This window comes from Paenibacillus glycanilyticus (genome assembly GCF_030161375.1).
Classification (GTDB): domain Bacteria; phylum Bacillota; class Bacilli; order Paenibacillales; family Paenibacillaceae; genus Pristimantibacillus; species Pristimantibacillus glycanilyticus_B.
Map to the genome: position 1 here is coordinate 49,946 of NZ_BSSQ01000028.1, position 22,352 is coordinate 72,297.

Consider the following 22,352-nt stretch of genomic DNA (forward strand, 5'->3'; position numbering starts at 1 on the left):
TGCCTCTACGAGACAGCTTCCGCTACTGTGCATGCCATTGCCACACCCTGTTATTCCATATCCAAACTTACGTCATATCCAAGCTTGCGCAAGTCAACAACCCGCCGCGCTTCAGCCAGATCTCCTGCCACCATCTCGCTGACAAGATCCTGAAGACTGCTTACCGGCTGCCAGCCAAGCTTGGTCCGTGCTTTAGTGGCATCCCCAATCAAGAGTTCAACTTCGGAAGGCCGATAGAAACGCGGATCCACCTTCACCACGGTTGTGCCCGCCGGCAATTGATAATCTGGATGGTTACAGGATACGACGTAGCCGTATTCCTCTGCCCCTTCGCCTTCGAAGGCTACTTCAATTCCCGCTTCCGCAAAAGCAAGACGAACAAACTCTCTTACTTCCGTCGTTTCGCCCGTCGCGATCACGTAATCTTCCGCAACCTCCTGCTGAAGAATCCGGTACATCGCATCGACATAGTCACGCGCGTGCCCCCAGTCTCGTTTGGCCGACAGGTTGCCGAGCGGCAATACGTCCTGCAGTCCAAAAGCAATCCGCGCAACGGCACGCGTAATTTTTCTCGTCACGAATGTTTCGCCGCGAACCGGACTTTCATGGTTGAACAAGATCCCGTTGCAAGCATACATATTGTAAGCTTCCCGGTAGTTCACCGTAATCCAGTAGCCGTACAGCTTCGCCACCGCATAAGGGCTGCGGGGATAAAAAGGTGTCGTTTCGCTTTGCGGAACAGCCTGCACAAGGCCATACAGCTCAGAAGTAGACGCCTGATAGATCCGGGTCTTCTCCGTCAACCCAAGAATCCGGATCGCTTCAAGCAGTCTTAATGTACCGATCCCGTCCGCATTTGCCGTATACTCCGGAGAATCAAAGCTGACGTGAACATGGCTCATGGCAGCCAGATTATAAATCTCGTCCGGCTGGATCTGCTGGACGAGTCGAACCAGATTGGTGGAATCCGTCAAATCGCCGTAATGGAGAATAAGCTTCTGTCCCGTTGTATTCGCTTCGCTCGCAATCCGGTCGATCCGTCCGGTATTAGCCAGCGAGCTGCGCCGTCTTAGGCCGTGCACGGTATACCCTTTGGCAAGCAGCAGCTCTGCCAGGTACATGCCGTCCTGCCCCGTAATCCCTGTAATGAAGGCGACCTTGTTCATGGTTCCCTCCGTCAATGTCGTATTGAGCCGGTTAGTCCCGGTTATCTCTAATAAGGTATGACAGGACAAACTGGCTCGGCATCGGACAAAGAACCATTTTAGCCAAAATGAAATACAGCACTTAAGATAAGTACTATTGCCAATGCCGCGTACAAAACCAGGGATATTAGTAGCGCTGTCCGTCTGTTCATTGCATCGTCCCCTTTAGCGTCAATATACGTATTCAGTATATGCGGGCGGGACATTCGCCGAGATTGTACAACCGGGATTGGTACAAGCGCTTAAGCCGCAAGAGGCAATCGGTCAGCGGACTGTGATATAATGGTAACCAATTCAATGTTCACCCGGGAGGTTTACCTGCTTATGCTTCTTTCCGTTTTGCTAATATTAATCGCAATAATTTTGCTTCCGCCGCTCATTTTCTTCAGCTATATGTATGCCCTGTCGAAGAAACCGAAACATTCCATTATCCGATCGCATCCGTTCCTCGGATGGCTTCGTTACCTGCTTGAGAAGCTTGGTCCTGAGTTCAGGCAATATTGGTTCGATAACGATACGGAAGGCAAACCGTTCTCGCGGGCAGACTTTGTTGGCGTTGTGTATGCGGCGAAATACCGGACCGACTTGATCTCCTTCGGAGGCCGCCGGGACTATGAGAAGCCTGGTTTCTATTTGTCCAATGCCATGTTCCCGAAATTAACGAGCGAATTAAAGATTGATAATCACGCCATGTTGCCCGGCAAAAAATACGTCATTACCGGTGAAGGGATATTTACGCGTTCAGAAAAATTTATCAGCGAAGACGTTCGACCATGGCTGCTGCATGATGATGACGCCCTCATTGTAGGCGGGGACCGCGAGCAACCCTGGAAGCTGAAAGGATTATTTGGCGCATCTGCCACTTCCTTTGGCGCCGTTGGCGAAAATTACATTCAATCAACCGGCAGCGGTGCGTTTATGGCAGGCGGTTCCTGGATTAATACCGGCGAAGGCGGCGTTGCCGACGTGCATTTGGCAACCGGCGTTGATGTCGTCTCCCAGATTGGCCCCGGCCTGTTTGGCTTCCGGGATGGAGCAGGGAACTTTTCCATTGAAGCCTTTAAGCGCAAAGCCAGCCATTCCAACATTAAAGCTTTCGAGCTCAAATTTCATCAAGGCGCGAAAATTCGCGGCGGTCATCTAGAAGGCTCCAAAGTTAATGAAAAGGTAGCAGCCGCAAGACTGGTGCCTGTCGGAAAAACGGTCAACTCGCCAAACCGTTTCGAATTTCTGACGAGCCCCGTTCAAGCGCTGGACTTTATCCGTACCTTGCAGCAGGAAGGCGGCAAGCCGATTGGCGTCAAGATCGTTGTTGGCGATCCGAAGCGGCTTGAACCTTTTTTCCAAGCGATGATCGATATGGATGTTTATCCGGATTTCATAACCGTTGACGGTTCGGAAGGCGGCTCCGGCGCTACCTTTAAAGCGATGGCGGACGGCATGGGACTCCCCTTATTCGCTGCTCTGCTAATCCTTGATGATGCGGCTCGAAAGTTCGGAATCCGGGAGAAGTTCAAAATCTTCGCTTCCGGCAAGCTCATCACCCCAGATAAAGTCGCCATAGCGCTGGCGCTTGGAGCCGATGCGGTTAACTCGGCACGCGGCTTTATGATGGCAAACGGCTGTATTATGGCGCTTCAGTGCCATACCGGCAAATGCCCGGCTGGGGTTACAACAACTGACGACAAGTATCAAGAGGCGCTCGCGCCCGAAGAGAAACAGTGGCGTGTCATGAATTACATCCTCCAAATGCGGGAAGGCTTATTCTCCCTGGCAGCGGCATGCGGCCTTAACAGTCCGCGCGAATTCCGCCGCGAGCATGCCGTATTTATGACCGATAACGGTCATACCGACCGTGTTGTTGATCTCTATCCGTATCCAGATACCGTATGAGAAATGATTCGGCATAAAAAAATCCGTTAGACGTTTGTCTAACGGATTTTTTCTATTTTGTAATACAGAAAGTTCTCTTCCTCGAGCTTCAGCTTTTTCTTATAAGTAAAGCCGGATTTCTCGATCACGCGCGCGGACGCCAAATTCCGTATATGGGCGAGCGCAACTAAACTTTCGATCTTCGTATATTGAAACATATACTCCATCATTCCTTTCACGGCTTGCGTGACGTAACCTTTGTTCCGGTGCTTATTAGATATGGCGTACATAATCTCCCGCTCCGGTTCCGGTAACTCATCCTTGATCCCCGTACAACACCAACCTATAAATTCATCGCTTGTTTTCTCGATAATCCCTAATCGAAGCCTCAAATCTCCCACGTGTCCGCCCTCGGCTACAGCCTGGATGAACCTTGCATTCTCTTCCAGCTCATAATGGACAAACCACTCTTCCCTCTGCTCTCTGGATACATTCCAGCCCGGGAGAAATTCATATATTTCCGGCTGCCATGTCAAAGCGTGAAGGCTTTCCAAGTCATCTATTGTATACTCCCGCAAATAAACAGCCGGGCACTCGATTCGAATTTCGCTCATCATGATCGCCTCCTTCCTTTTCTTTCCTTAATATACCAACCTTTCCTTCCCGCTTCAGTACCTTATTTCCTTATAAATAAACTTTCCCATTTAAAATAAGGGTTGCAAATCCACAATAGCCACTTTAAAATGAACATATACAAACTTAAATGAACTTATTTAAACCAAATTATTTGAACTTATGGAGGTTAATCCCGATGGAAATCCGTTACGCATCGCATCCGCAAGAAGTAAAAGCATTTGACACTACACGTCTTCGCCAAGAATTTCTGCTTGAAACGCTGTTCGTTCAAGATCAATTGACGCTTACTTATTCGCATGTCGACCGCTTCATCATCGGCGGCGCCGTACCGGTTAGCGGGCCTGTCAAGCTGGAAGCCGACACCAAAACAATCGGTGCCGCAACCTTCCTGGAACGCCGCGAGATCGGCATTATTAACATTGGCGCACGAGGCACCGTTACCGTAGACGGCACCGTATACGATCTGGAGAACAAAGATTGCCTCTACATCGGCCTTGGCGCGGAGGAAGTTGTATTCGCAAGCGCGGACTCTGCTAATCCGGCTAAGTTCTATTTGAACTCGACGCCCGCTCACAAAAACTACCCGACGGTCAAAGCGTCGATCAGCGAAGCTTCCCCTAACCATCTGGGAGCTCTTAATACAAACAACGAACGCACTATTTACCGCTACATTCATACAGGCGGCATCCAAAGCTGCCAGCTTGTAATGGGACTCACGATGCTGAAGCCTGGAAGCAACTGGAATACAATGCCTTGCCATACGCATAACCGCCGCTCGGAAGTTTACCTCTATTTCGATATGCCGGTAGACGGCAATGTCTTCCACTTCATGGGCGAGCCGCAGGAAACGCGTCATTTGGTCGTGCGCAATGAGCAGGCTATCCTCTCGCCGAGCTGGTCGATCCACAGCGGCGTAGGAACAAGCGCATATACCTTCATCTGGGGTATGGCTGGCGAGAACCAAATCTTTGAAGATATGGACGCGGTCGCGCCTCAAGATCTGAGATAACCATGAATGTTGTGCGCAGGCATGAATTAATTATGGAAGCTTTGCTGGCTAGCCGCGAAGTGACCGTTCAAGAGTTAAGCGAGCGTCTGGACGTAACGGGGAAAACCATTCGCGAAGACTTGGCGCGGCTTGAAGAAAAAGGACTGCTCCTCCGCATTCACGGGGGAGCAGTCCTTGCCCAAACGGGCCAGTTCGGTATTTTGTCCCAGCAAGAGCCTCTCGTACGGCATGCCCCGGAGAAAGCGGAGATTGCGGAGCTGGCGCTTACGTTTATCGAGTCAGGAGACATCATCGCCTTGGATGGCGGCAGTACAACGCTTGAGATCGCCAAAAAACTTCGCAATCAGCCGCTTACCGTAGTAACCAACGATGTGCATATCATCGCCGAACTTTCCCGCAAGGATGAGATTCAGCTTGTTGTACCCGGCGGTTACCGCGTCCGAAATATGCTGGCTGGCGCTGAAGCCGAAGCCTACATCAGAAAACTGAACATAAAAAAAGCGTTCCTCTCCGCAACAGGCGTACATGCGGACTTTGGCTTTACGATCTACACCGGGGATTTGATCGCATTCAAGCGAGCACTGCTCGCTTCGGCGCAAAGCTCCTATGTGGTGGTTGATCATCATAAATTCGGCCAAGGCGCATTGTTTACTTTTGCGGACTTTACTGAAATCAGCACAATCATAACCGACTCCGGGATACCAGCGGACACGGTCAGGCAATACGCAGAGATTGGCGCCAATCTATCGGTCTATGAAAGGATGAATTAATCAATGTTATTTGACTTAACAGGCAAAACCGCAGTCGTAACAGGCACCTCCGGCGGTCTTGGCCAAGCAATGGCCATTGGACTTGCAGAAGCCGGCGCGTCGGTCGTAGCCATCTCCTCTTCGAACAGCAACGCAACCGTTGCCAAGATTCGCGAGCTTGGCGGACAAGCGGAAGAAATTTCCGCAGATCTCAGCAACGCGTCCATACTTGAAGACGTATTCAACCAGGCCCGCGGATTGTTTGGCTCGGTGGATATACTCGTTAACAATGCAGGCATTATCCGCCGTACGCCGGCTGCGGATCATTCCGCTCAAGACTGGTATGATGTCATTGATCTTAACTTAAACTCCGTCTTTTTCTTCAGCCAGCTGGCTGGCCGCCATATGCTGGAGCGCGGCAGCGGCAAAATCATAAACATCGCCTCCATGCTTAGCTACCAAGGCGGTATTAATGTGCCAGGTTATACAGCGAGCAAACATGCGGTTGCCGGCATAACAAAAGCGCTTGCCAATGAATGGGCAGGCCGCGGCGTACAAGTTAACGCGATTGCTCCAGGCTACATGACAACGAACAATACGGCTCCGATTCTGAAGGACGAAGCCCGTACGAACGCCATTACCGAACGGATTCCAGCGGGCCGTTGGGGAACGCCGGATGATCTGAAAGGTCCCGTCGTCTTCCTTGCTTCAGGCGCCTCCGACTACTTAAGCGGCCATGTGCTCAACGTAGACGGCGGATGGATGGGCCGATAATATCTTATACAAACAAGAAACCGCTCCACGCTGGAGCGGTTTCTTGTTTTGCCGGTTAGCTTAATGTTGTCCATTATACAAATATTCAACTCGATCGATCAGTTTCCTCACACTTTGCTTACTCTCGGCAAAATGACGGACATCCTCGCCAATGATTTGGTTGGCTTCAGCCCTCGAGATTGTAATCTCCATCGCGCTCGACTCTCTATCGCTGATCTTATGGTTAATTCTGTAGGTAATATAATCGACGTTATTAATTAAACTCAGCAATAGGATGGCATTCCGGTAATAGAGATCCGTCCCTTTCGATTGTTCTGTATTGGTTAGTTCATAAATAATCGTAACCCCATAAGGCTCCTCTTTTGTCTGCAGCTCCATCCCTTTTCCTTCCATGCCTTGCGGATGAGGAAGTCCGCTAATCAATCCTCCGACCTTGGAAGCATTGCCGACGTACAGCGTTTGGTTCGCCATTAACTTATCCAAATCGTAGATTTGATCATTGTCCGTAACTGTCGATTGCAATGGCAATGCGGAAGGTTGAATGGGCTTCGGATTCGCAAGGAAACCCGTCACCAACATTCCAACAAAGAACAGAATCACAACCACAAGCTTGGATGAAGGTTGACGGAAAGCGAGAATGTTTTTAATTCTAGCCTTCACGTCGGATTCTCCGAAAGCAAGCGGACCGGGCAACCGCAAATGGCTTCGGTCTATCGCAATGCTAAGCAAAGCCGTGGCATATCCTGTCTTGCTACCATCCCCCATTGCACGAACAACTCGCTCATCGCATGACATTTCCATGTCTTTGGTCATTAGCCTATAGGAGAGCCACATCAGGGGATTAAACCAATGAACTATCAACAATAAATACGCAATAGGCTTGACGATATGATCTCCTCTTCGAATGTGAACAAGCTCATGCTCGACCATATAACGAAGCCCCTGTTCGGGAATACCGGTCGGGATGTAGATTCGCGGCCTTATGATGCCAAATACAAAGGGCGTTGTAATCCGGTCAGTCTCGAAAATACGATCTCTCACTAACGTTGCGGTTCTGACCGTTCGCCTGACTCTCAGATAGGAGTAAACGGTATACGCCAAGAGAGCGACTACCCCTGTCAGCCAGATCATCATCCCCAGCCCAATATATAACTGCATCGGATTCATGCTTGCGCCTAGGGCTGCTTTCGGAAGAGGAAACAGCTGCCTTATACTGCTCATTCCGACATCCAACACAGGATTTTTCTGCAAACCAATGTCATGCGGCACATACTCCAATATTCTTGTTTCCTGGCGAGAGGCTGGTTGTACTAGCTTCATGAGACTGAACGCAGACGTATAGCTCACGGGAATCAAGAGCCTGATTGCCACGGCCGACCAGAGGATATAAGAGAAAATCTTGGGCACCCGCTTAAGCAAACATCTAGCGATTATGACTGCCAGGGCTACATAACTAGCCGTTATGCTCATATTTACGATCGTAATAAACAGCCCCGTCATATCGTAGAGTCCTCGATAATTTTTTTAAGCTCTTCCGCCTCTTTTGGAGTTAATTTCTTGCCTCCGAGGAAAGCCGTCAGAAATTGCGGCAAAGAACCGTCGAACGCTTTCTCGATCACGGTCTGGCTCTCATACTTCTGCGCGTCGGCTTTTTTGACAAGTGAAGTCACCGCTGCCTGTTCATTATGCAGTATCCCTCTCTCGCAAAGCTTTCTAAGCACGGTATACGTCGTTGATTTACTCCAGCCTAGCTTCGATTTGCTTAACTTCACGAGTTCGGTAGAATTAACAGGTTCATGCTCCCAGACCAGACAGGCAAACTTGTATTCTGCGTCAAATAATTTATAGGCTTCCAACCTTACCGACCTCCCGGATAGGTTTATCTTAATAAACCTTCATGTTTGAAGTTTATTGCAGTAAACCTCTCCTGTCAAGCAATACGAAAAACTGCCCGAGATGTTCTCTCGGGCAGTTCTATTAACGAAGATTGGTTAGTGCCAAATACCGTCCGTATCCATCATTCCAAACATTCGTTTGGTTAGGGTCGTATACCGTAACCGGGAAAGACTCTCTAATCGCCTGGCGTGCTTCCCATATATCCGCAAACTCGCCATTGGCGATCCATTGCACGGCCAGGTTGCCGATCGCGCTTCCTTCCGCAGGTCCTGCCCATACCGGCTTGCCAATGGCATTCGCCGTCCATTGGCACAGAAGCGTATTATGAATGCCTCCGCCAACCATGTGCAGACCCTTAAATTGCTGGCCGGATAACCGCTCCGTCAATTCAAGCACGTAACGGTATTTGAATGCAAGGCTTTCCAGAATGCAGCGTACAATCGCGCCAACCTCTTCAGGAACCGGCTGATTAGTCTTCCCGCAATATTCCTTCACCCTGCTAGGCATATCGCCGGGAGCCATAAACGCTGGATCATCCGGTTCAATGAAGGACTGGAATGCCGGTGCTTCGCCTGCAAGCTTCACAAGCTCGGGGAAGCTATAGTTGCGGCCAACCCGCTCCCATTCTCTTCGGCATTCCTGTAGAATCCAAAGTCCCATTATGTTTTTCAGCAACCGGTACGTACCGCCAAAGCCGCCCTCGTTCGTAAAATTAAGCCGTAACGCTTCTTCCGTCATGACGGGCTCCGATACTTCCGTCCCTAGAAGCGACCAAGTCCCGCAGCTCAAATAAGCAAAAGACCGGTCAGTGGCCGGTACGGCCACTACCGCTGAAGCCGTATCATGTTCCGCTACCGCATGAACGGCAATCGGACCAAGCCCCAGCTCCTCTTGAACCGATGGCTGCAAGAAACCGGCCGGCGAGCCAGGCTGAAGCACTTGTCCAAATAATGCCTTCGGCAAACCAAGATGTTGCAACAAGTCTTCATCCCAATTCTGGCCGAGCGGATTATAAAGCTGGGTCGTTGAAGCATTAGAGAACTCGTTGTACATTTCACCAGTTAAGAAATATCGCAGCAAATCGGGAATCATGAGAAAATGTTTGGCCGAATCAAGCTGCGGCGATTGATTGATCTTGGCCGCATAGAGTTGATAAATCGTATTGAACGGCAAAAACTGAATCCCCGTCCGTTTGAAAATTTCGGCAGATGTCAGCTCTTCCTGCAGCTTCTCCATCATCCCGTTACTGGAACGGTCACGATAATGAAGAGGATTGCCGAGCAAGCTGCCGTCGCTGCCAATCAATCCATAGTCGACCGCCCACGAATCGATTCCGATACTAACGGGTTGAACGCCCTGATGCTTGGCTTTGAGCAAACCCTGCTTGATCTCATGGTATAGCCGAAGAATGTCCCAATGCAGACGATCGCCCGTCTGCACCGGATCATTCGGAAAGCGATGCAGCTCTTCGGTTACGATCTTGCCGTCCTTCAAGCTACCCAATATCGCGCGACCGCTGCTTGCGCCGAGGTCAAATGCAAGTATGTTAGGCAATCGGTCGCCCTCCTAACCGCGCTGCAGCAACACGTTTTGTTCGTATTCTTTGACTTCGGCAATCCATTGCTCGCGGACAGGCACGCCTTGCGCTTCGCAATAGTAATCCCAAATGGCGCCAAACGGATACGATTTGAATTCCTCCGTCAAAGCCAGACGCGAAGTATAATCGCCTTCCAGCTCTAACTTCTTTAGCGTCTCTACAGGCTCGAGCATCGCGCGGAGCAAGGCTTTAATCGTGTTGCGCGTACCCACAACCCAAGCAGCAACGCGGTTAATGCTGGCGTCGAAGAAGTCAAGGCCGATATGGGTAGTTCCCAGCAGGTCATGGCGCACCAATTCGCGGCCGATTTCGATCAGCTCGTCGTCCATAATAACGACATGATCGCTGTCCCATCTCATCGGACGGCTAACATGAAGAAGAATGCCGCTTGTAAATAGAGCAAGGGAAGACAATTTATTCGAAATCACTTCCGTTGGATGGAAGTGTCCCGCGTCCAGACAGATCAGCTTGTTGTTTTGCAAACCGTAACCCATATAAAACTCATGAGAACCTACGACATAAGCTTCAGAACCAAGCCCAAACAGCTTGCTCTCCACGGCATCCAGGTTATAGGAAGGATCAAGCGGTTCGGCAAACACTTCGTCAAGCGAAGCCTTCAGCCGTTTGCGCGGCGTCATGCGGTCTACCGGATTATCCTTGAAGCCGTCCGGAACCCAGACGTTTGTTACGCAAGTCTGGCCTAATTGTTCACCGAAATAAGCGCCGATTCGGCGGGAAGCTTTGCAGTGGTCAATCCAGAATTGGCGAATGTCTTCGTCGGGATGGCTGAGCGTAAAACCGTCGCTTGATTTCTCATGGGAGAAGCAGGTCGGATTGAAATCCAGTCCGAGTCCTTGCTCCTTCGCCCATGTTACCCAGCGCTCGTAATGGCGTGGTTCCAGCTGATCGAGTTCTACCTTTTCGTCGGTATCGGTATAGATGGCATGAAGATTAACCTTATGTTTGCCGGGAATAAGAGCGAAAGCTTTCTCGAGATCGGAGCGAAGCTCCTCCGGCGTTCTTGCCGCGCCCGGATATTGACCGGTAACCGAGATTCCTCCCGTTAATTCCTGATCCGCGTTCAAGAAACCTTTGACGTCATCGCCTTGCCAGCAATGCATGGAGACTTTAATCGTCTCAAGCTTGCGCAATACGTCATCCGTATCAATGCCGTGCTGGGCATATAATGCTTTTGCCGCTTCATAAGCTTGCTTCACAATTGGATCCATCGGTATATGGAACCTCCTCAAAAGAATTGGTGCTGCTTTTTGGCAGCAATTCTTGCTTCGTAAGCATGTACTTTAAAAGAATTGGTGCTGCTTTTGGCAGCAATTCTTACTATTTACTATCGTGTGAATGCAGCCGGTACGCCGCCGTCAATCGTCAGCATGCAGCCGGTTGTTTTGTCGGCCTTGGAAGACGCGAAGAAGGCAATCCCTTCCGCAATGTCTCGTGGATAAATGTTTACCAGCAAAGTCGTGCGTTTGCGGTAATGCTCTTCCAGTTGATCCGGTTCGATCCCGTAAGCCGCCGCACGTTCATTGCGCCATGCGCCATTCCAAATCGCAGAACCTTGAAGAATGGCATCCGGCAGAATCGTATTGACGCGAATGCCGAATTCGCCGCCTTCCGCCGCGATACAGCGGGCAAGATGAGCCTCCAGCGCTTTCGCCGAGCTGTAAGCCGTTACGCTTTTTCCTGCGAAGATCGAGTTTTTGGAGCCGATAAAGACCATGTTGCCGCCGATGCCTTGTTGCTTCATCAGCTTGAACGCTTCGCGGGCAACCAGGAAATAACCCGTGCCAAGCACGTTGATGTTCAGGTTCCACTCTTTGAGGGAAGTTTCGTCAAATGGGCTGGACGTAGCAAGTCCCGCGTTGTTGACGATAATATCGACGCCGCCGTACACGAGAGATACTTCGGCATAAGCAGCTTGAACGGCCTGTTCGTCGGTAACGTCCATCTTTACCGCGTAAGCCCGGTTCTCGCCGTATTTGTCGTTAATTTCTTGCGCTACCTTTTGCGCGCCTTCCAGATTCAAGTCGGCAAGCACGACATGCGCGCCTTCCGATACGAAGCGACGAGCTGTCTCGCTGCCGATCCCGCCGGCGCCGCCCGTAATGAAAGCAACCTTGCGGGAGAACTCGGCTTCTGCCGGAGCAAGCGACAGCTTGTAAAGCTCAAGCGGCCAGTATTCTACGTTATAAGACTCGTTCGCGCTTAGCGATACGAAGTTGCCGAGCGCCGTAGCGCCGCGCATAACGGCAATTGCGCGATGGTACAAAGCGCCGCTAACTTGCGACAGAGCCCAGCTTTTGCCTGTGTTGATCATGCCAAGACCCGGAATCAGAATAACGCGCGGTGCTGCTTCGAACATGACGTCGCCATCGTTTTTGTTTTCCTCGAAGTACGCTTTGTATTGCTCTTTATAAGCGGCAACGCCTTCAATCAATTTCGACTTCAGACCGTCGATATCCTCTGCGTTTGGCGTCCAATCGATGAAGAGCGGAACAACCTTTGTATGAACGAGATGATCCGGGCAAGCCGCGCCTACTTGGGATAGCTGCGGAGCGTCCGCACCACCAACGAAAGCAAGCACATCCGCTTGGTCGTCGTAGGAAAGAATCATTTTCTTCACGTCGGATACCGCACCGCGGATCGTTGGCATGACTTGCGATACGATTTGACGGCGAACGTCTGCCGGAAACGCTTCATGCTTCACGCCGCCGAATAATTTCGCCTCGCTTACGCGGGCTTCGATGAAAGCTTCTGCTTCATTAATGATCTTGACCGTTTGCGCATAACATTCTTCGCTTGTCTCGCCCCATGTGACTAGACCATGCTTCTCCATCAGAACAAGCTCGGCGTTGGGATTCGCGAGCACGCCTTCCGCAATCATCTTCGACAGCGTAAAGCCTGGACGTACGTAAGGCACCCATACGAAGCGGTTGCCGAAAATCTCCTCTGCCAAGTGACGGCCATTATCGGCGCAGCACAAGCTGATAATCGCGTCCGGATGCGTATGGTCAACATGCTTGAACGGCAGGAAGGCATGCAGCAAAGTTTCGATCGAAGCACGCGGATGTTTCGCCTCAATCATGCAATTGCCAAGATAAGCGACCATCTCTTCGTCAGTCATCGCTTCACGCTCGAACAATGGACGAATGTCTTCCATGCGAAGTCCGGTGAAGTTCGCCGCTTTCATGGAACCAAGGTCCGAACCGCTACCTTTCACATACATGACTTCGATATCGCGGCCGCGGAAGTCGGTAACCGTCGTTTTAGTCGAAGTATTGCCGCCATAAATATTGCACACGCGGCGGTCTGCGCCGATTAGGTTGGAGCGGTATACCAGTTGGTCAAGTCCATTCGTAAATTTAGAAGCATCAGATGATTGCCATAAGCTTTGTACCATTTTGTTTACCTCCGAATACGTTGTTTTATCTTTATGTTCCGATAGTAACATGTTTGTTTGTATTTGAAAACAAAAATATTTCGGACACAAACAAATATATTCAAAAACAAAAGAGCGGGACAGCTCCCGCTCTTTGCTTATGGTCGAACGTTATTTTTGAATAAACTTATCGATCCTTACTTTTTGCCCGATCCGCGCGCTTTCGATTGCCGCGTTCACCATTGCCATGCTGTATTGGTTATCCCTGCTGTCGGTCTCCGCCCTGCGGTTCTCCTGCAAGGAAAGGAACATTTCATCCAGGCAGCCCGGATGACCGGTTCTCTGCGAATAGGTTTGATAGACTTCCGAATCTGCTTCCACGCGCTCAAAAGATCGAATAAACTTACCGTCCTGCGGCTCTGGCGCGATCACTTCCGCATAAGGCGCATCATGTCCGTTCCAGATCGCCGTCCCTTTCTCGCCCGTAATTCTCCAATCCGCTTCCCAGGACGTGTTCGCCCCTTCCGCGCACCAGGAACCGCGATAGTTAAAGACAGAACCGTCCGACATTTCAAAGATACAGACGGCAGCGGCCGCTCCTTCATACCAGGAGCCCGGAGGATTAAATTCGTGGCAGTAGACCGATACCGGATCCGCACCCATTATAAATCTAGCCTGGTCAAACGTATGGATGGCCATATCGAGCAGCAACGGACTTGCCATCGTTTCCCGGAATCCGCCAAAATGAGGACCGAGGAAAAAGTCCGCATTCACGAAGCCCGGCTTGCCGATTGTGCCCGCTTCAAGCAAATGGCGCAAAGAACGGATCCGCGGATCAAACCGGCGGTTCTGCATGACGGCATGGGATTTCCCGGTCTCTTCCGCAATCCGGATCAAATCTTTGCATTCCTCTGGCGTCTCCGCAAGCGGCTTCTCCCCAAATATGTCGCAATTATGCTGCATAGCCGTGCTGGCAATATGGTGATGGCTTGCCGGAATCGTCACGTCAAATACGAGATTGGCGCCAGTCTCTTTGATAGCTTCGGCCAGATCCGTAAACGTACGGCAATTCAGTCCCTTTTTGCCCTTCATTGTCTCGGCGAATTCTTGTTTAATATCAACCAATGCTACGATTTCCGTATCTTCCCGTTCGAGAGCCGTATCAATCCATATGTTCGACATGCCTCCGCAGCCGGCTATAACGACCTTATAATTTACGCTCATACTTGTTGTCCACTCCCTATTTCGGATTCGGCACAATCTGTCCGCCGCGGCATTGCTTCAAATAGTTCAATGCATGAACTTGCCCCGTCATCTCCAGCTCGTCGCGGTATACCGGGTCATGCCAGCCTTCGATATCGATCGTGCCTTGATAGCCGGCTTGACGAAGAATCGTAATGATATCCGTCCAATTCGTGTCGCCAAAGCCCGGCGTCCGGTGCCATACAAACGGCTTTGGTCCATGGATGCCGTGTTCTTTTACAATATCCCAAGCGATTGTCGCGTCTTTGCCATGTACGTGGAACACTTTGTTCACCCATTTGCGAAGCTGGGGAATCGGATCAATGAGGGATACCATCTGGTGGCAAGGTTCCCATTGCAATCCGATGTTGTCCGATGGAATCGCGGTAAACATCATCTCCCAGGCGGTAGGATTATGGGCAATGTTCCAATCGCCGCTCTCCCAAGTTCCGCCCATATCGCAGTTCTCGAACGCAATTCGAACGCCTTTGTCAGCCGCCCGTCTGCCCAATTCGCCAAACACTTCCGCATAACGGGGAATAGAGCTGTCGATGGATTCGCCGGTTAATCGGCCGGTAAAACCCGATACGATATCCGTACCGAATAAATGCGCGTGATCAATCAGTCTCTCCCAGCTCGCCAGCGTGTCCGCATTATCGCCTGCGCCTGTCAGCGGATTGCCAAATATGCCAACCGTCGATATAATGAAACCGAATTCATCTGAAAGCTCGCGAACGCGTTTTGCCGTTTCAACCAGGTCGGTAGAACCCGTTGTTTGCCAGAACGTCAGACTGTACGACTCAAAGCCATGCGGCGCAATTTGCGGAATAACGCGGACGGCATCGCCTCCGCCAACTAAAGTTCCAATTCGAAGCAAATGATTCATATCGGTAACCTCTCCTGTTTCGTGGAATTATTGGAATTGCAACCTCAGTATAGCGCGGGAGGCGTGACGGTTCTCTACCATTCTTGTGTTTTACTAGTCCTATATTGTGGAGTTGAGACTTTCATGAGTTATCCGAAGGAACTGCGCGAGAATACAAGGATTGATGAAAAGACGCATCCGGTCCAGATTTTCCGTAACCGCTCCCATCAGAAGCAACCGGGAGATTTGATTCTTTATTTGCACTGGCATGAACATTTCGAGATTATCGTTATGCAGCAAGGCAGCGGCATATTTCATATAGACAGCGAATCTTACGAGGCTCATCCGGGCGATGTGTTGTTTATTCCCGCCGGCGCCCTTCACGTCGGATACAGCCTATGCGAAGGGGATATTTCCTTCCTGGCCATCGTCTTCAACAGCTCGCTGTTTCAGAATTGGATGCATGACTCTATGCATACGAAATATGTGCTGCCTTACTTGGAAGGACATGTTCAGCTTCCCGTCAAACCGACGCAAGTTGACCCCTCTTGCGCAGACCATTATTACTTACTGGAGCAAGCGAATGCCGAATTTACGGCGAAGCAGCCTGGCTATCAGCTAATGGTCAAATCACAGCTGCATATGCTGCTCACCTTGTTGTCCCGCAAATTTCTGCCGCAGCAGCTTCCCGAGCAAGCGACCAATCAGTATGTGCAGAACCGGGAAAGGTTCAAATCTCTGATCGAATATATCGAAGCGAGTTTCGCGGACAAGCAAACCGTTGTGGACGCGGCCAAACGAATGAACCTGAACGTCCATCATTTCTGCAAAATGTTCAAAAAGCTGACGGGCCGCACGTTTATCGATTACGTTAACGTATGCCGCGTGAACGAAGCCGAACGGCTGCTGCTCGCCGGCCATCTTACGATTACCGAAATTGCCGGCATGGTCGGCTGCGACAACTCCAACTATTTCACGAAAATGTACAAGAAATATAAAAGCGTCGCGCCTTCCCAGGTGAGAAAACTACAGGCTGAAACAACCAAAATCCCCTTAAGCGAACCAATCGCCTAAGGGGATTTCGTTATATTTCTATTTTTCGCTAACTCTGTACAAATGCCTATAGCCAAGCTCCTGCGAGATCAAATCGGCGTATTTTTTCACGTAATAGCTGTACTTCTCAATGTTCTCCGCCGTAAACCGGAGCGTTGGTCCCGCACAGTTGAGCGAGCCTATGACCGTATTCTCGTAAGAAAATATCGGCGCGCCAATGCCTGTCGTTCCTTCCGTCGCTTCGCCCGAGGTAATGGCGTACCCGCGTTTGCGAATTTGCTCGAGATCATTGGATATGTACTCTCTCGTCAAAGGACGCAAGGATGGCAATTCGTCCCATTCAATCTGGTTCAGAATTGATTCTCTCGCATTGGCTGTCATGTAAGCTAGAATAACCCGATTCGAGGCGCCGATCACGAGCGGCAGACGGAGTCCGATGGGCTCCGATATTTTGAGCAGCTGGGGCGAATCGATGTTGTCGATATAGACCCCTTCCGTGTTCTCCCGGGTAGCCAAATAGACGGTTTCCTTCGTTTGTTTCGATAACTCCTCCATAAACGGGCGGGCGATCGAGCGGAATCGCAAGCTGTCCCACATCAAGAAGCCATATTTCATGATAGAGAGTCCAAGCTTATACTTCTTGGATTTGCTGTTCTGGGAGACAAACCCGTGATCGGACAAGGAAGTTAGAATGCGGTGCACGCTTTGCACCGGCATATCCAGCTCGCGACTGATTTCCGTCACGCTAACTTCCTTCTCGCTCCCTTGCGGCACAAGATAATCGAGGATTTGTATGGCCTTTGAGATAACGGACATGAGCTTTACCTCCATGTCAGATTTTCGAACATAACCTATTCTACCTTATTGTAAAATGGAAGTTTATCATTTGGCAATCCGCGAATTAGAATCTCAAAAGGAAGCCATTGTATAGAACCCAATACATAGAACCCCTATCGACAACCCCGTGCACAATACCGAGTGCCCCGTATGGCTTCCTTTCCTCATCACGGCCGCTATAAGCTGCCTGCCGGCAAAGTACATGCTAATTAAATTGACTATAAAAAGAACCATCATAAGCGTACTTATTAGAAAAGAAGGGTTGTCGCCCATCTCATGATGGTGTGCGTGCATCTGGCTTGCGGCTCCCATGAGCAGCGGCATGGCGGACCAATGAACGATATGCAGGAGCAGCACGCCGGATACGGAGGCGAGCGACAACACGGAATATTTGGACTCCAGACTCATGTGTCTCAGCTTGATCATGGACATCCTCCTTTGCCCTGTCCCGGCGTTTAGCTTTGGCAACCGTCCGAATGAACCGAGCTGCCGCAATATTTCTTCTTCGCTTGAGGAGGCAGATTAATGGCCGGGCTTTGATTGAAGAAGCTGACCGGCTTCAGCATAAAGCCGATATAGGCGGCCGGCATAACCGGCCAGTCTTCCGGACGCGGCACATGGGTATGCCCCATCGTGTACCAGACGACCACATCGGTATTGGCGATATTGCGGTCCTTCTCCACCCAGGCGGACAAGCCCTCTCCGCCAAGATGCTGATTCGGATATTTGCCGGAGGCATACATTTCATCCTCTTCGTATGGGGTCACCCACAGATGGTGCTTGATAAAGCCTGCCCGCTTGATCAAGCTGGATTGATCCGATGCAAACGGGAAGCAGTTCTCGCCCGTTACGATTTTGTAACCCACGGACTGTCCCAGCTCGTTCTTCACATTATCATTGACAAACTTCCAATATCTCGCGGTTTCCAGCTTAATATCCCGTTTGCCTTGTCGCTCCGATGCTAGCAAAGTGGACTTGGCGTAAAAAGCATTCTCCCGGGGGTTGTTCTCGCCAAGCTCCTCCGGCACGACATTTACTTCGTAGACCGAGTTCTCGTTGCCATCAATCTGCATATCCAGACGAACGTTGAAGAAATGCTGATGGTTGGGCGCATACAAATCCGGACCGACCAGATTACCGTATTTCGGCGTCTCTCCCGGATGGAGACCCGCCGTTGACAGTATGCCGGTCAACTTAACCTCGAACTGGATGTTGCCGTCCTGATACAGATACCAGAAGAAGCCATATTCATAGTTGGCAACGGTCGAGATCGAAGAGATGACCAATCGGCGGGAGCGTCTTACCTCTACATCGTTTGTACGCCAATCCGTATGCTTCCATAAGATGCCGAAGTCTTCCTCATGCATGCAGATAGCATTTTTGATTACAAACAAATCGCCTTTGCTGTCTGTCATCACGCCATCGAAATATTTGATATACCCCACGCAGTCACAACCAAGCTCCAGGCTATTCGCTAGCTGCCCGATCCCGTATTCGCCGCTGTCGAAGGCATTCTTGCGGTTCTGGATCGGCCCCGGATCGCCATACGGCACAACCATCTCCGATAACGAACCACGGTACAATACCGGACGCTCGCGGCCTTCGTCCTGATAAGACAACGTATGAAGCGTCAGACCTTCTCTCGCGTTAAATCCGATTCGGAATTTCCAATTCTGCCATTCTACTTCATGGCCATTAATCGTAAAGCTAGGTCCTTCCGGCTGCGTAATCTCTACCGGCTTGATCCCGCTTCTGAGCGGGCCAACCCGGTCAGGCGTGTAATTATACTCTTTGCTCGGCATTGTCGTATATTCGTATTCTTCCACCCGGAGCACTTCCATCGTGTTCAGATCCACAATGGGAACTAGCGGCAACGGCCTTGCATAACCGTTATCTGTCTCGTCGACGCGAAGGAAACATAATGGCCGGGCGAGACGTAGAGTCGCGTCCTCTTCTGTGCCCCAGTTACCCGGCGACCAGAGATCTACCATGACTAATTCGGGCGCGTGGATGTCTAACCGCTCCAAGGCTTCTATGAATAGCGGGCTCTTCCTTACGGCAAGCTCGCATTCCGCCTGTTCATCAAGCATAATGGTCGGTTGTACGCCAGGCACATGCACCCAGGATGTAACCTTTTGCCTAGTCAGCGAGATCACGGCTTCGTACGTTGCGTTCTGTTGATTATTCAAAATAATGATAAATGCTTCTCTCTCAAACGGCTTGGAGCCGTCATATCCGATAACGACTTCTTTCTTCGGTTCTTTCAAAGCAACCATGACGAAACGGTCCGATGCCGTGAGCTGTTGTTGTTCTTTCACAATCCGGACAGCGGCGCTCATTTCCTCTCTTGTTAGTGGCTCAAGGGGATGATGGGCTAACGTTAATGTCGTTTGATTCATGTTAATCTCCTCATTTCGTTTAGTTGATGTTAAGTTATGTGACAATAATATCTCGTATATTTCGTCTATCAAACCTCAATTTCCCGAATAGTGAGAAAATTTCAATTTGATTTTTGCTAATTTTTGAGATTTCTCACATATCGGGATATTCTCATTCTCTCTCCACCCCTTTTCAGCCATAATTGCGTCAAGAAACATAACATATATCTAAATAGGAGGGACTTACATGCTGTCTTCTTGGAAAAAGTACTTATCCATCGTTTCAACCTTTATCTTCCTCTTCACCGCAATACCCTTTTCCGCCTTTGCGGAAGGCGAAGCTGCCGTGGTGGACACGGGCGATACAACCTGGATAATTGTCGCCACCGTACTCGTCATGTTTATGTTCATGCCGGGTCTGGCCTTGTTCTACGGCGGACTTGTTGGCCAACGGAATATTTTATCAACGGTCATGCATAGCTTAAGCGCGTTTGTCATCGTCACTCTCGTATGGGTGCTTTGGGGGTATAGCTTTGCATTTGGGCCAGGAATTGGAGGCGTATTCGGAGGCTTTGATTTTCTAGGCTTCCATGACGTTGGAACAGGCGCGAAGGAAGGGCTTACGATCCCCCATCTGATCTTTGCCATGTATCAAGGCATGTTTGCAGCCATTACAACCGCTTTGATCTCCGGTGGAGTAGCCGAGAGAATCAAGTTTAACGTCTGGATCATCTTCGCCGTTTTGTGGGTGACATTCGTCTATGCTCCAATGGCGTTCTGGGCATGGGGCGGCGGATGGCTGTCGAAGCTCGGAGGATTGGACTTTGCCGGCGGAACGGTCGTCCATATTTTATCAGGCGTCAGCGCGCTGGTCGCGGCTTTGATGGTTGGCAAGCGTCGATCCTTCCCAAGCCGTACGCTCCCCCCTCATAACTTGATCTTCTTTATGATTGGCGCGATGTGCCTCTGGTTCGGATGGTTTGGCTTTAATGCGGGCAGCGCCCTTGCTTCGGGCGGTTTAGCCAGCCTTGCGGTTGTTACTACGCAGGTTGCCGCAGCCGCAGGCGGCGTTGCCTGGATGGCCATGGAATGGAAGCTGCGGGGAAAAGCAACGCTTGTTGGCGCCGTGACCGGCGTCATTGCCGGATTAGTCGCGATTACGCCTGCGGCGGGTTTTGTATCCGTCCTGTCCGCCATTCCGATCGGCGCGCTAGCTGGCGTCATTTGCTATTGGGGCCTTCATGTGGTGAAAGCCAAGCTGCAATACGACGATTCCCTTGACGTATTTGGCATCCACGGCATTGGAGGCATATGGGGGGCGATTGCTACCGGCATTTTCTCCAGTACAAAGGTGAACCCTGCCGGTGTCGACGGTCTGATCTACGGTAACGGCAAGCAAGTATTCATTCAAGCTGTCGATGTCCTGGTAGCCGTTGGTCTTGCCGCTGTTGGCACATTCGTCATTCTCAAAGTTATCTCCTTATTCACCTCTCTGCGGGTATCCGAGGAGCAGGAGTTAACCGGTCTCGACCTCAGTCTGCACGGCGAGAACGCCTATAACACGTTTGAAGCCATGAACAGCGGCTTGCTAGTCCGACCGCAAGCCGAATTCCAGCCAACCGGCAGCATGTTAACCGCCAATCCCGAGATGAAAGGAGTATAGACGATGAAGCTTCTCACTATTATTATCCGACCGGAAAAACTAAGCAGCGTAACCGCAGCCCTTCATTCCATCGGAATTAGCGGCATGACGATCAGCGACGTCCGCGGCCAAGGCATTCAGAAAGGAACGCGTACGTTATACCGCGGAATTGAATACCAGACCGACTTCATACTCAAGAATAAAATCGAAACGGTTGTTAGCGATGATCTCTTCGAGGAGGCCGTTGAAGCGGTTATCGAAGCGGCAAGAACAGGCCAAATTGGCGATGGCAAAATCTTCGTAACGGATGTAGCCGACGTTATACGGATCCGAACCGGCGAACATGGCCAAGCCGCCTTAGGCCAATAAACAAATGAACCCTCCGGCGGATGTACGCTCGGAGGGTTCTGATGTCATCATGCTTTTGCTTGTATTCTCGTTGCCTGATCTAACACTTGATGCAGCATTTGAAAGGAATCTGCCGCGCGAAACATGTTGCCGCGAATCTGCTCGGCTGTTTGGATATATGGCGAATCTACCAATTCGCCGGACCAGCGCGTTAACATCTGCTCCATGCACGCCGGCGATGTCTCCAGATGGAATTGAAGCGCCAGCACATGATCCCCGTAAGCAAAAGCCTGATGTCCGCACGCTTCCGAACGAGCCAGCAGCCTCGCGCCTTCCGGCAAATCAAAAGTATCGCCATGCCATTGAAACGAATGAAACTGAGATGGCATCTGCGATAACCAGGGATGCTCCTCGCCTGTCCGCTCAATCCGGTGCCAACCGATCTCCTTCGCCGTATGCCGGTACACCTTTGCTCCTAGAAGCTCCGCTAGCATTTGGGCGCCAAAACAGATGCCAATGATCTTTATATGACGATCCATCGCGGACTTCACGAATCGTTTCTCTTCCGCGAGCCATGGGTATTCCTTCTCTTGATAGATACTCATCGGACCTCCGAGAATGAGGAGAAGATCGGTTGAATCGAGCCATTCCCGTTCTAACGAGACCTCCGGATCCACGACCGTAAGTTCATGTCCGCCCCATTGCGCCCATTCCGAGAATGCGCTGCTATCATCAAAATCAAAATGCCGAAATGCGAGTATGTTCATCTCTATTCCCTCCAGTGTGAAACGCGTTCGATTGTGTATAGTCTTATTGTAAAGTTGAGAACGGGAAGTCTCGACACTGTTTTCTCGC

General features: G+C 50.6%; 20 protein-coding genes. 7 read left to right on the forward strand and 13 right to left on the reverse strand.

Going from position 1 to position 22,352, the window contains the following annotated elements:
* Positions 1 to 50 precede the first annotated feature (50 nt).
* Positions 51 to 1,166, reverse strand: a complete 1,116-nt coding sequence (gene gmd / locus QQK89_RS27840; protein ID WP_284242028.1) for a GDP-mannose 4,6-dehydratase — start codon at positions 1,164 to 1,166, stop codon at positions 51 to 53.
* Positions 1,167 to 1,529: 363 nt separating this feature from the next.
* On the opposite strand from gmd, the gene QQK89_RS27845 reads away from it, so the two are divergent.
* Complete coding sequence (locus QQK89_RS27845) at positions 1,530 to 3,098, forward strand: FMN-binding glutamate synthase family protein (RefSeq protein ID WP_284242029.1); 1,569 nt, start codon at positions 1,530 to 1,532, stop codon at positions 3,096 to 3,098.
* Between the two features lie 38 nt (positions 3,099 to 3,136).
* Here the strand turns inward: QQK89_RS27845 and QQK89_RS27850 are convergent, their stop codons facing one another.
* Positions 3,137 to 3,694: a GNAT family N-acetyltransferase gene (locus QQK89_RS27850; RefSeq protein WP_349816757.1), complete on the reverse strand. Its 558-nt coding sequence runs from the start codon at positions 3,692 to 3,694 to the stop codon at positions 3,137 to 3,139.
* Between the two features lie 194 nt (positions 3,695 to 3,888).
* On the opposite strand from QQK89_RS27850, the gene kduI reads away from it, so the two are divergent.
* Genes kduI through kduD form a run of 3 tightly spaced genes read left to right on the forward strand, consistent with a single transcriptional unit; the run spans position 3,889 to position 6,245 of the window.
* Positions 3,889 to 4,722 (forward strand): 5-dehydro-4-deoxy-D-glucuronate isomerase, encoded by an 834-nt coding sequence (gene kduI / locus QQK89_RS27855; protein ID WP_284242030.1) that lies wholly within the window; start codon positions 3,889 to 3,891, stop codon positions 4,720 to 4,722.
* 2 nt (positions 4,723 to 4,724) lie between these two features.
* A complete protein-coding gene (locus tag QQK89_RS27860) occupies positions 4,725 to 5,492 on the forward strand; it encodes a DeoR/GlpR family DNA-binding transcription regulator (protein WP_284242031.1) in 768 nt (255 codons plus the stop codon).
* 3 nt (positions 5,493 to 5,495) lie between these two features.
* A complete protein-coding gene (gene kduD, locus QQK89_RS27865; RefSeq protein WP_284242032.1) occupies positions 5,496 to 6,245 on the forward strand; it encodes a 2-dehydro-3-deoxy-D-gluconate 5-dehydrogenase KduD in 750 nt (249 codons plus the stop codon).
* A gap of 60 nt (positions 6,246 to 6,305) precedes the next feature.
* Here the strand turns inward: kduD and QQK89_RS27870 are convergent, their stop codons facing one another.
* From QQK89_RS27870 to QQK89_RS27900, 7 genes are all read right to left on the reverse strand, one after another.
* Complete coding sequence (locus QQK89_RS27870) at positions 6,306 to 7,745, reverse strand: M56 family metallopeptidase (protein WP_284242033.1); 1,440 nt, start codon at positions 7,743 to 7,745, stop codon at positions 6,306 to 6,308.
* On the reverse strand, positions 7,742 to 8,101 hold the full coding sequence (locus tag QQK89_RS27875) for a BlaI/MecI/CopY family transcriptional regulator (RefSeq protein ID WP_284242034.1): 360 nt from the start codon (positions 8,099 to 8,101) through the stop codon (positions 7,742 to 7,744). The genes QQK89_RS27870 and QQK89_RS27875 overlap by 4 nt, the downstream gene beginning before the upstream one ends.
* A 121-nt stretch (positions 8,102 to 8,222) precedes the next feature.
* A complete protein-coding gene (locus tag QQK89_RS27880) occupies positions 8,223 to 9,695 on the reverse strand; it encodes a rhamnulokinase (protein WP_284242035.1) in 1,473 nt (490 codons plus the stop codon).
* 12 nt (positions 9,696 to 9,707) lie between these two features.
* A complete protein-coding gene (rhaA, locus tag QQK89_RS27885; protein WP_284242036.1) occupies positions 9,708 to 10,967 on the reverse strand; it encodes an L-rhamnose isomerase in 1,260 nt (419 codons plus the stop codon).
* Positions 10,968 to 11,083: 116 nt separating this feature from the next.
* On the reverse strand, positions 11,084 to 13,153 hold the full coding sequence (locus tag QQK89_RS27890; RefSeq protein ID WP_284242037.1) for a bifunctional aldolase/short-chain dehydrogenase: 2,070 nt from the start codon (positions 13,151 to 13,153) through the stop codon (positions 11,084 to 11,086).
* A gap of 150 nt (positions 13,154 to 13,303) precedes the next feature.
* Positions 13,304 to 14,356, reverse strand: a complete 1,053-nt coding sequence (locus tag QQK89_RS27895; protein WP_284242038.1) for a Gfo/Idh/MocA family protein — start codon at positions 14,354 to 14,356, stop codon at positions 13,304 to 13,306.
* A 16-nt stretch (positions 14,357 to 14,372) separates the two neighbouring features.
* A complete protein-coding gene (locus tag QQK89_RS27900) occupies positions 14,373 to 15,260 on the reverse strand; it encodes a sugar phosphate isomerase/epimerase family protein (RefSeq protein ID WP_284242039.1) in 888 nt (295 codons plus the stop codon).
* A 123-nt stretch (positions 15,261 to 15,383) separates the two neighbouring features.
* Between QQK89_RS27900 and QQK89_RS27905 the strand changes: the two genes are divergently transcribed.
* A complete protein-coding gene (locus QQK89_RS27905) occupies positions 15,384 to 16,313 on the forward strand; it encodes a helix-turn-helix domain-containing protein (protein ID WP_284242040.1) in 930 nt (309 codons plus the stop codon).
* 18 nt (positions 16,314 to 16,331) lie between these two features.
* Here the strand turns inward: QQK89_RS27905 and QQK89_RS27910 are convergent, their stop codons facing one another.
* The 3 genes from QQK89_RS27910 to QQK89_RS27920 form a co-directional block, all read right to left on the reverse strand.
* The gene (locus tag QQK89_RS27910) at positions 16,332 to 17,108 is read right to left on the reverse strand and encodes an IclR family transcriptional regulator (protein ID WP_284242041.1); all 777 of its coding nucleotides are present in this window, start codon (positions 17,106 to 17,108) and stop codon (positions 16,332 to 16,334) included.
* A 93-nt stretch (positions 17,109 to 17,201) separates the two neighbouring features.
* On the reverse strand, positions 17,202 to 17,555 hold the full coding sequence (locus QQK89_RS27915) for a hypothetical protein (protein ID WP_284242042.1): 354 nt from the start codon (positions 17,553 to 17,555) through the stop codon (positions 17,202 to 17,204).
* A gap of 29 nt (positions 17,556 to 17,584) precedes the next feature.
* Complete coding sequence (locus QQK89_RS27920) at positions 17,585 to 19,528, reverse strand: primary-amine oxidase (RefSeq protein WP_284242043.1); 1,944 nt, start codon at positions 19,526 to 19,528, stop codon at positions 17,585 to 17,587.
* Positions 19,529 to 19,754: 226 nt separating this feature from the next.
* Between QQK89_RS27920 and QQK89_RS27925 the strand changes: the two genes are divergently transcribed.
* On the forward strand, positions 19,755 to 21,170 hold the full coding sequence (locus QQK89_RS27925) for an ammonium transporter (RefSeq protein ID WP_284242044.1): 1,416 nt from the start codon (positions 19,755 to 19,757) through the stop codon (positions 21,168 to 21,170).
* Between the two features lie 3 nt (positions 21,171 to 21,173).
* Entirely contained in the window at positions 21,174 to 21,518 is a 345-nt protein-coding gene (locus tag QQK89_RS27930; protein ID WP_284242045.1) for a P-II family nitrogen regulator, read from the forward strand.
* A gap of 47 nt (positions 21,519 to 21,565) precedes the next feature.
* Here the strand turns inward: QQK89_RS27930 and QQK89_RS27935 are convergent, their stop codons facing one another.
* Positions 21,566 to 22,264: a type 1 glutamine amidotransferase gene (locus QQK89_RS27935; RefSeq protein ID WP_284242046.1), complete on the reverse strand. Its 699-nt coding sequence runs from the start codon at positions 22,262 to 22,264 to the stop codon at positions 21,566 to 21,568.
* Positions 22,265 to 22,352: the final 88 nt, after the last annotated feature.